General features: G+C 51.8%; 9 protein-coding genes. 5 read left to right on the top strand and 4 right to left on the bottom strand.

Annotated elements, in window-relative coordinates:
- Nucleotides 1-242 precede the first annotated feature (242 nt).
- Nucleotides 243-1,109 carry a LysR family transcriptional regulator gene (locus ABYW01_RS09075; protein WP_372832210.1) on the bottom strand — a complete coding sequence of 289 codons (867 nt, stop codon included), beginning with the start codon at nucleotides 1,107-1,109 and terminating at the stop codon, nucleotides 243-245.
- Nucleotides 1,110-1,166: 57 nt separating this feature from the next.
- Between ABYW01_RS09075 and ABYW01_RS09070 the strand changes: the two genes are divergently transcribed.
- From ABYW01_RS09070 to ABYW01_RS09060, 3 genes are all read left to right on the top strand, one after another.
- Entirely contained in the window at nucleotides 1,167-2,411 is a 1,245-nt protein-coding gene (locus ABYW01_RS09070; protein ID WP_372832208.1) for a YbfB/YjiJ family MFS transporter, read from the top strand.
- A gap of 5 nt (nucleotides 2,412-2,416) precedes the next feature.
- Entirely contained in the window at nucleotides 2,417-3,463 is a 1,047-nt protein-coding gene (locus ABYW01_RS09065; protein WP_372832206.1) for an NAD(P)H-dependent flavin oxidoreductase, read from the top strand.
- A gap of 217 nt (nucleotides 3,464-3,680) precedes the next feature.
- A complete protein-coding gene (locus tag ABYW01_RS09060; RefSeq protein WP_193953153.1) occupies nucleotides 3,681-3,938 on the top strand; it encodes an HlyU family transcriptional regulator in 258 nt (85 codons plus the stop codon).
- Nucleotides 3,939-4,085: 147 nt separating this feature from the next.
- Here the strand turns inward: ABYW01_RS09060 and ABYW01_RS09055 are convergent, their stop codons facing one another.
- Nucleotides 4,086-4,346, bottom strand: a complete 261-nt coding sequence (locus tag ABYW01_RS09055) for a Txe/YoeB family addiction module toxin (RefSeq protein WP_372832204.1) — start codon at nucleotides 4,344-4,346, stop codon at nucleotides 4,086-4,088.
- A complete protein-coding gene (locus ABYW01_RS09050) occupies nucleotides 4,339-4,593 on the bottom strand; it encodes a type II toxin-antitoxin system Phd/YefM family antitoxin (protein ID WP_372832203.1) in 255 nt (84 codons plus the stop codon). The genes ABYW01_RS09055 and ABYW01_RS09050 overlap by 8 nt, the downstream gene beginning before the upstream one ends.
- Before the next feature lie 165 nt (nucleotides 4,594-4,758).
- Between ABYW01_RS09050 and ABYW01_RS09045 the strand changes: the two genes are divergently transcribed.
- The gene (locus ABYW01_RS09045; protein ID WP_372832202.1) at nucleotides 4,759-5,352 is read left to right on the top strand and encodes a hypothetical protein; all 594 of its coding nucleotides are present in this window, start codon (nucleotides 4,759-4,761) and stop codon (nucleotides 5,350-5,352) included.
- Between the two features lie 275 nt (nucleotides 5,353-5,627).
- Here the strand turns inward: ABYW01_RS09045 and ABYW01_RS09040 are convergent, their stop codons facing one another.
- Nucleotides 5,628-6,239: a DJ-1/PfpI family protein gene (locus tag ABYW01_RS09040; RefSeq protein ID WP_372832201.1), complete on the bottom strand. Its 612-nt coding sequence runs from the start codon at nucleotides 6,237-6,239 to the stop codon at nucleotides 5,628-5,630.
- Nucleotides 6,240-6,314: 75 nt separating this feature from the next.
- Here ABYW01_RS09040 and ABYW01_RS09035 point away from each other — a divergent pair, with 75 nt between their 5' ends.
- Nucleotides 6,315-7,673: a PLP-dependent aminotransferase family protein gene (locus tag ABYW01_RS09035; RefSeq protein WP_372832199.1), complete on the top strand. Its 1,359-nt coding sequence runs from the start codon at nucleotides 6,315-6,317 to the stop codon at nucleotides 7,671-7,673.
- The last annotated feature ends 191 nt before the right edge of the window (nucleotides 7,674-7,864 follow it).

Raw genomic sequence — 7,864 nt, 5'->3', positions numbered from 1 at the left:
GGTTCGGCACGCCGCATACACACGGTAACCTCTGGCTTTATACAGTCGACAAAAAGACAGTCCAATACCTCGATTGGCACCAGTAATAACAGCGGTTTTAGACATCGTAAGGGCTTCCATTGGCTAAGCGAATAAATGAGATCAGAGTACGTTGTTGATGTATCTCCAATACAATCACATACAAGCCTCAGCCGTCCATGTCAGAAGCACTCGTGACCATCATATGTATAGGCTCAGGTGGTTCAACGTAAAACAGGCAACAGATCTATCAAGGCTTTTAGCTGGGGACTTTGCTCACCCTGCCAGACTAAATGTGTGTGATTCACTTTGAGTTGTTTCGGCAGTGCGTTACGTTCCACCAGACTCCCTGATACTGCATTATCAAGCACCCCCGTTGGCACGATGGCAACCCCGGTACCCGCAGTGACACAGGCAACGATGGCGTGATAAGACCCCAAATCCAGGAAGCGTTCAGGGGATACGCCCGCCTCGGATAGCCATTCAATCAGGCGACGACGATAAGAACAGCCATGAGGAAAGGCCACAACCGTATGCTTGCCAAGGTCCGCAGCGCTGTGAATGGCAGGCGTACCTTGCGGCGTAATTAGGACAAGCTCTTCCTCAAAGACTTTGATTGACGATAGGTTTCCCTGCTCAAAAGGCTCTGAGACAAAAGCAGCCTCGATTTCGTAACTGTCCACCAAACGCAGCAATGCACCGGTCGTGCCGGTTTGAAGCTCGATTGTCGTTTCCGGGTACCCTTTATGGTACCGGGAAAGAAACGGGGGCAGTTTCACGCTGGCAGCACTTTCAAGTGATCCGAGGCGAAGCACGCCGCGAACAACACCATTGCAGACTTCCTGTTCTATCTCGTCCGCCATTCGAAGCAGGCGTTCAGCATGCCCAAGCAATGTGCGGCCCTCATCCGTGAGTACGATTCCGCGCCCCTGCCGGCTTAATAGTTTGACGCCAAGCCGCTCCTCAAACTGTTTGATGCGCTTGGTGACGTTGGAAGGCACTCGATTGAGCTTATTGGCCGCGCGTAGAATCCCCCCTTCAAGGGCGACGCAACGAAAGATATGGAGATCATCAAGGCTTAACTTTCTCATTTTGTGAATGGTCCGCTCTAATAATTCACTATTCGAGCATATCATGTGGTCGTCATAATGGCTTCCATGAATGCCACTATCCCCACACAACCCGATCATACGAAGCATGCACGCCAGATTGTCATCGCGGGTATCGTTGCGCTCGCGATTGCGATGGGGATTGGTCGGTTTGCCTTCACGCCATTGATGCCTCTTATGCTGAGGGACGGCACGATTGATACCGTTTCCGGGACGGAGTGGGCGGCTGCAAATTATGTAGGGTATCTTGTGGGTGCTCTGACAGCCTCATGGTTTAGCGCAAACCCACAACGGGGACTGCACCTTGGCCTGCTGGGGGTCGCCTTAGTCACATTCGGTGCAGCATGGGCAACGCACGATGTTCACCTGTATGGGTTACTGCTTCGGTTTGCCGCGGGCACATGTAGCGCGTGGGTTCTGGTGTGCGCGAGTAGCTGTTGCCTTCAGTTGCTTGAACAGATGAAAACGCTTTCTCAAAGTGGACGAATCTACACCGGGGTTGGTTGCGGCATTGCCATAGCGGGCACAATTGCCTGGCTTGGGGGCTATCAAACGGCGCAGGCCATCTGGGTAGAACTCGGTTTTATTGCTCTCGTCGGAGCGATCTTTGTCCAGCGCAGCATGCCAGCCTATTCCTCCTCTCAATCACGAGTGGTGGCAAGTACCCTGCCCAAGGCGCAAGCAACGTCTTTAAAGGGACACACTGCTTTAATTGTTTGCTACGGCGTAATGGGGTTCGGGTACATTATCCCGGCTACGTATCTACCCACATTGGCTAAACAGCTCGTGCCTGATCCTTTAATTTTTGGACTCACCTGGCCTCTTTTTGGTCTGGCCGCAGGCTTATCAGTCTTAGCCGCAGCGATCTGTTTGGCGTCATGGTCGCGCAGAGCCGTATGGGCCAGTGCGCAAGGTATTATGGCCCTAGCTCCGTTATTGCTTTTATTTCATACAGAACTCTGGGCGCTGGCCATCGCTGCTATCCTGGTTGGCGGTACATTCATGGTGGCGACAATGGCCGGTTTACAGCTTGCTAGAGAACAGATGCCGGATAACCCCACCAAACTGCTTTCAAGAATGACCGCAGGCTTTGCCGTTGGACAAATAGCAGGCCCTGTATTGATTTGGATGATTGGCGAGAATAAGTTCATGGGCTGGGATGCACTGGACTGGGCACATGCCATTTCCGCCGGTCTATTAGCCGTAACAACAGCATGGCTTTTCAGTGACGTGAAGATAAAGCACGGCCAGAAAGCTCATGAACCACTCAACACTAAGGTTTAAACGTGATGACCATACAAGCGCTATTTGATATCGAATATCCCATCATTCAAGCACCGATGGCAGGTGTACAAGACAGTGCGCTGACCATCGCTGTATCAAACGCAGGAGGCTTAGGTTCTCTGCCGTGTGCAATGCTTGATACTGACACCCTACGGAGCGAATTAAGGCATATCAAAGCGCATACAACCCAGCCCTTTAATGTGAACTTCTTTTGCCACACTCCACCGGCAGTAAATGAAGTGGAGGCCATCACATGGAAAGGGAAACTCAGCGGTTACTACGGTGAGCTCAGTGTTGATGCCGATTCAATCACTTCTGGACCCTCGCGGAAGCCATTCGATCGGGAAACGGCTGAGATTGTCTGCGAATTCAAACCCGCGGTAGTGAGCTTTCATTTTGGTTTGCCATCCTCGGACTTACTCGACAAGGTCCGCTCCAGTGGCGCAAAAATCATCTCCTCGGCGACAACGGTAGAGGAGGCTATCTGGCTCGAAGCACAGGGTGTGGATGCGATCATTGCCCAAGGCGTAGAGGCAGGTGGCCACCGGGGGATGTTTCTGACGGACGACCTGAATACGCAAATGGGAACATTTACGCTGCTGCCGCAAATCGTAAACGCCGTTAAGATACCTGTTATCGCAGCTGGCGGGATTGCGGATGCACATGGAATTAAAGCCGCGATGGCACTGGGCGCCTCTGGCGTACAAATCGGTACGGCCTATATGCTGTGCCCGGAAGCGAAGACCAGCAAGTTACATCGGGACGCACTGAAAAGTGATGACGCACGGCTGACCGCATTAACCAATGTCTATTCTGGGCGCCCGGCACGTGGCATCGTGAATCGTTTAATGCGAGAACAAGGCCCGATAAGCGATTACGCTCCAAAATTCCCATTGGCGACCGCAGCCGTAGCACCATTGCGCTCTAAAGCGGAGAGCCAGGGCAATAGTGATTTTTCACCTTTATGGGCCGGACAGAACGTAACCGGGTGCAAAGAAATCTCAGCACGTGCACTTACACAGCATCTGATGGGTATACAAAACACAGAGTGATGCATTGGGGGCGAATACATGGGGCCGGAGCCTGTTTGATGTTCTCCACTCTAGCTTCATACGCCCCCTGTCTGAAGCCTTCATGACAACCCAAGCCAATCCTAATAGGACCTAAGTACCCAATTGGTCAAAAACCAACCTGCTTTGGTAGTGCTCCCCTTCCCTTCAGCCTATTGCGGCTTCTAGTATGAAATCAAAAAAAATGAGGAGTCTAGCCATGGGCTTATTCACCACCCTGAAATCTCTTTTCGCTCCCTTGCCGGAAGGCGCTGTTCGCTACAAGGGCTTTACGATCACAGCCACGCCAGAACAGGATGGTAATCGCTATCGATTACGTGGCAGTATCACGAAAAAAGATCAAACACGCAGTTTCTCCCTTGTCGATACGGTGACGGCCGAAGAGACCTGTGTGCAGCTCACGCATAAGAGAGCCAAACTGTTTATTGATCACCGGGGTGAAGAGATATTTATCTGAGGTAACCTCTTATCCCGCCACTCATATCATAACGCGGGTGAAAAGCTGAGTTTTCAGCACATCGGGTGCAATCGCATCGCGCATTGCATCCTTATCCTGCTACGTAGCGAGCTACCCTTCGCCAACATTTCCTCGCCGCTTTCAAACTTAATAATGATACCGACAGGAAATAACCGTGATGTACCTGTCATCTACCGCGTACACCAGACGGTGGGTATCATCGATGCGGCGGGACCAGAAACCCGTTAGATTTTCCTTAAGCGCTTCTGGTTTACCAATCCCGTCGAATGGGGATCGGTGAGTGTCTTGAATCAATCTATTAATACGCTTTAGCGTCTTCTTGTCCTGAGTTTGCCAATACAGGTAGCTTTCCCAGGCTTCGTCCGTCCATGCCAGAAGCCTACTCATCTATAAGCTCTCTCTCCGTAATCTGAGCATTTTTGTATTGTTCAATGGAACGGTTAAGGTGGGCAGCATTGGCCGGTGATTTCAGCAGATGCACCGTTTCCATCAAGCTGTTGTAGTAATCCAAAGACATCACCACTGCGTCATCTGCATCCCTGCGGGTGATGACGGTACAGTCCGCATCGTTTGCTACATTATCCAACACTGACTTCAGCCCGTTCCGCGCTTCGGTAAAGGATACGATTCGCATATGTTTCTCTCATTAATACCTGTGCATAATATTGAACAAGTCTAGAGCAGATGCTCTAGTTGTACAATATATCGCACATGTATGTTATTCACGTTGATAGGCGCTTTTGGTTTTCAACGATGAGGTATTCAGACTGAGCATAATGACGCTGGAGATATACCGGTAATGGATCAGAACCCGCTTGTTCTTTTTGTACAGTTGATCCGCCACAATTACCCACTGTTGTTCGAGCTGTTGCTGCAAATCCTGTCATCAAGCACATTTTGCTTTGTCACAGGATCTGTCGGATTGATGATGGTCATCATTGGTGGACACAATCAGCGCTATGCCAACATCCTCGACCGCAGCATCAATGGATTCTGCTCGATCTATTTGAAGACCAGTATTGTGCTGTTATTACTATTCAAGTTGATTCTGCTGGTTAGTGCACTGGTGGGCTTGGATGGCGTTTGGAATGAGGTCGTCGAATTCTGGTCACAACATAGAGCATGGCTAAATCCCTCCGCAGCGTACTACCTCCTGATCACATTAATCATTATTCTGATCGGCATGATTGCCTTCCTGTGTGACCAGGCAGAGGAGACGAGTACAGGCTTGATCGGCGCAGTGTTATTGGCGTTTGTCGTGTTCTTTGGGCTGCCGTCAGAGTTCGATACCAACATTCGACTGTATCTCTTTGCCGGTTTTTGTACGGTCGCTATCCTGTTGATCGTGTCAGGCAGCTTTGATGAAAATGCGCAGAGAGGTTGGAGACGCTAAAACAATCCAGAGTGGCATTGTAGGGCATCCCTTCAGGGTGCCAGCAGCTCAATCACCTACGATGACGACGAAGCTGCCCTACAGTTAGCTCATCACTCTATTGCTACCTGGTTAATTGTATTAGGCACGCAAAGTGGTTGGAGGTAGTAGAACGATCTAGAACGGACTTGTAGGGCACCCCTTCAGGGTGCCGGCAGCTTAATCACCTACGATGACGACGAAGCTGCCCTACAGTATGTGTAGCAGAAATGAATCAAACACTAAGCGTCCGTAATTCAAGACGACGCGTCCAACAAATACGGCGAAATGTGTTTCATCGCTCGTGCAACGTAATCCTCTTTCTCTCCCACCGGCGCTACATAATGCATCGCCTCTTTCGCAGCCTCAACACCTTCCAACCGTGCAATCATCCAGACCGCCAGATACTGAGACGCAAGACAGCCACCGGCAGTGGCGACATTACCGTTTGCAAAGAACGCCTGATTTAACACCTCAACCCCGGCTTCCTGAACCCAGGGTTTGGTTGTCAGGTCGGTGCAGGCAGGTACGTCGTTGAGCAGCCCTAGCTTGGCTAATAGCAGCGTGCCAGAACATTGCGCACCGAGCAGCTGCCGGGAGGGATCAAGGTTGAGCTGAGCCATCAACGATTCGTCAGCCACCACATCCCGCGTTTTCATACCGCTGCCAATAATCACGGCATCTGCATGATTGGCTTCACTCAGCGAGATCTGGCGCTCAAGCGTTACGCCGTTCATCGATTGAACCTGCGGTGTGGGGCTGGCGATAGACACACGCCAATCCGGTTTTTTGATGCGGTTCAGGATGCCCAGTGCAATGAGAGAATCCAGTTCATTAAAGCCGTCAAAAGTCAGAATCGCGATATGCATGGCACACTTACCTCGTGAAATAGGGTTGATTCACCGCATTCTATTCCCCAGAATCATGACAATAAAATTATTGTCATGGATACAATCCACATGGCCCGCGCCCGCTATAAACACTTGGTAGATACGTTCGCGACTGATATCCGATCAGGCCGCCTGCCACCCGGCACGCAACTTCCCACCCATCGTAAACTGGCCGCTGAGCACGGGATCGCGCTGGTCACCGCATCACGCGTATATACCGAGTTGGAGAGTATGGGGTTGGTGAGCGGCGAAGCGGGCCGTGGTACCTTTGTCAGAGAAACCGCCCTTTCCCCCGCTCATGGCATCGACCAACCTGCGATGGCAGAGGGGATGATCGATCTTAATTTCAACTCTCCCTCTATACCCGGCCAAACAGACCTATTGCGCGGTGCGCTGCGACAGCTTGCCTCCGCAGGCGATCTGGAAGCGTTGCTGCATTACCAGCCTCATGCGGGTCGCAAACATGAGCGAGCCATCGTCGCAGATCACTTGAAAAGCCGGGGGCTGAGTGTCGACGCAGATCAGATTCTCATCGTCGGCGGCGCGCAGCACGGACTGGCCACCACCGTGATGGCGCTGCTCAATCCCGGTGATGTGGTTGCAGCCGATGCGCTGATCTATCCGGGTTTTAAGGTTCTGGCCGAGGTTCATCGCTTGGAACTGGCCCCGATTGCGCTGTCAGCTCAAGGCCCTGATCTGGATGCACTAGAGCAGCTATGTCAGCAACGGCGTGTGCGGGCGGTGTACACCATGCCCACGTTGCATAACCCGATGGGCTGGGTGATGGATTTGGCGCAACGCGAGAGACTGATCTCAATCGCGCGCAGATACGAATTGCTGATCATCGAAGACGCCGCTTATGCCTTTCATGCAGAAAACCCACCGGCTCCGATTGCAGCATTGGCACCCGATATTACCGTCTACGTATCCGGGTTATCCAAGAGCATCGCGACCGGACTGCGGGTGGGGTTTGTTGCAGCTCCGACACACTGGGTTCCACTGATTGAGCGCACGATCCGAGCAACCACGTGGAACACACCCGGCCTGATGACTGCCATGGCCTGCGGCTGGATTGAAGACGGGACAGTCATGCGTTTAGAGGCAGAAAAACGTCAGGACGCCATGATCAGGCAATCGATGGCCAGAGAGATTCTCGACGGGCTGGAATTTGTCAGTCATCCTGCATCCTATTTCCTCTGGCTTCCGCTGCCAGAAGAGGTCCGGGCAGACCAACTCGTCATGGCGCTGATGCGCGCTAAGATCTCCGTCTCAACCGCAGAACCGTTTGCCACCACGGAGCATATACCTCATGCGATACGTCTGGCGCTGGGATCAGTTGATCTTGAAACGCTGGAATCAGCACTGAAGACCGTCAAACAGCTGATCGACGACCATGCATGTGATGTCAAATAGCCACTCCCCGCATCAGCCTCCCTCTGTATTTGGGCAGTACCAAAAACATACTTTGAGTAGTCCCCTGATCAGCCTCACGAATCCAAAGCCTCGTATTCTATCGCGATCTGGCGGTCATGAAAGGAACCTACAAACTGTTCAAATTCATTGGCGTTTAATGGTTGGGAAAAGAAGTAACCCTGTGCAAAATC

It is taken from the genome of Pontibacterium sp., from assembly GCF_041587635.1.
GTDB lineage: Bacteria > Pseudomonadota > Gammaproteobacteria > Pseudomonadales > Balneatricaceae > Pontibacterium.
The sequence above is the reverse complement of the archived record's forward strand: the minus strand, read 5'-3'. Positions and strand labels throughout refer to the sequence as shown.

Bases quoted from the DNA above. Each gene is read 5' to 3' on its own strand.
- ABYW01_RS09075 (WP_372832210.1), bottom strand. From the start codon at position 1,109: ATGAGAAAGTTAAGCCTTGATGATCTCCATATCTTTCGTTGCGTCGCC.
- ABYW01_RS09070 (WP_372832208.1), top strand. From the start codon at position 1,167: ATGGCTTCCATGAATGCCACTATCCCCACACAACCCGATCATACGAAG.
- ABYW01_RS09065 (WP_372832206.1), top strand. From the start codon at position 2,417: ATGACCATACAAGCGCTATTTGATATCGAATATCCCATCATTCAAGCA.
- ABYW01_RS09060 (WP_193953153.1), top strand. From the start codon at position 3,681: ATGGGCTTATTCACCACCCTGAAATCTCTTTTCGCTCCCTTGCCGGAA.
- ABYW01_RS09055 (WP_372832204.1), bottom strand. From the start codon at position 4,346: ATGAGTAGGCTTCTGGCATGGACGGACGAAGCCTGGGAAAGCTACCTG.
- ABYW01_RS09050 (WP_372832203.1), bottom strand. From the start codon at position 4,593: ATGCGAATCGTATCCTTTACCGAAGCGCGGAACGGGCTGAAGTCAGTG.
- ABYW01_RS09045 (WP_372832202.1), top strand. From the start codon at position 4,759: ATGGATCAGAACCCGCTTGTTCTTTTTGTACAGTTGATCCGCCACAAT.
- ABYW01_RS09040 (WP_372832201.1), bottom strand. From the start codon at position 6,239: ATGCATATCGCGATTCTGACTTTTGACGGCTTTAATGAACTGGATTCT.
- ABYW01_RS09035 (WP_372832199.1), top strand. From the start codon at position 6,315: ATGGATACAATCCACATGGCCCGCGCCCGCTATAAACACTTGGTAGAT.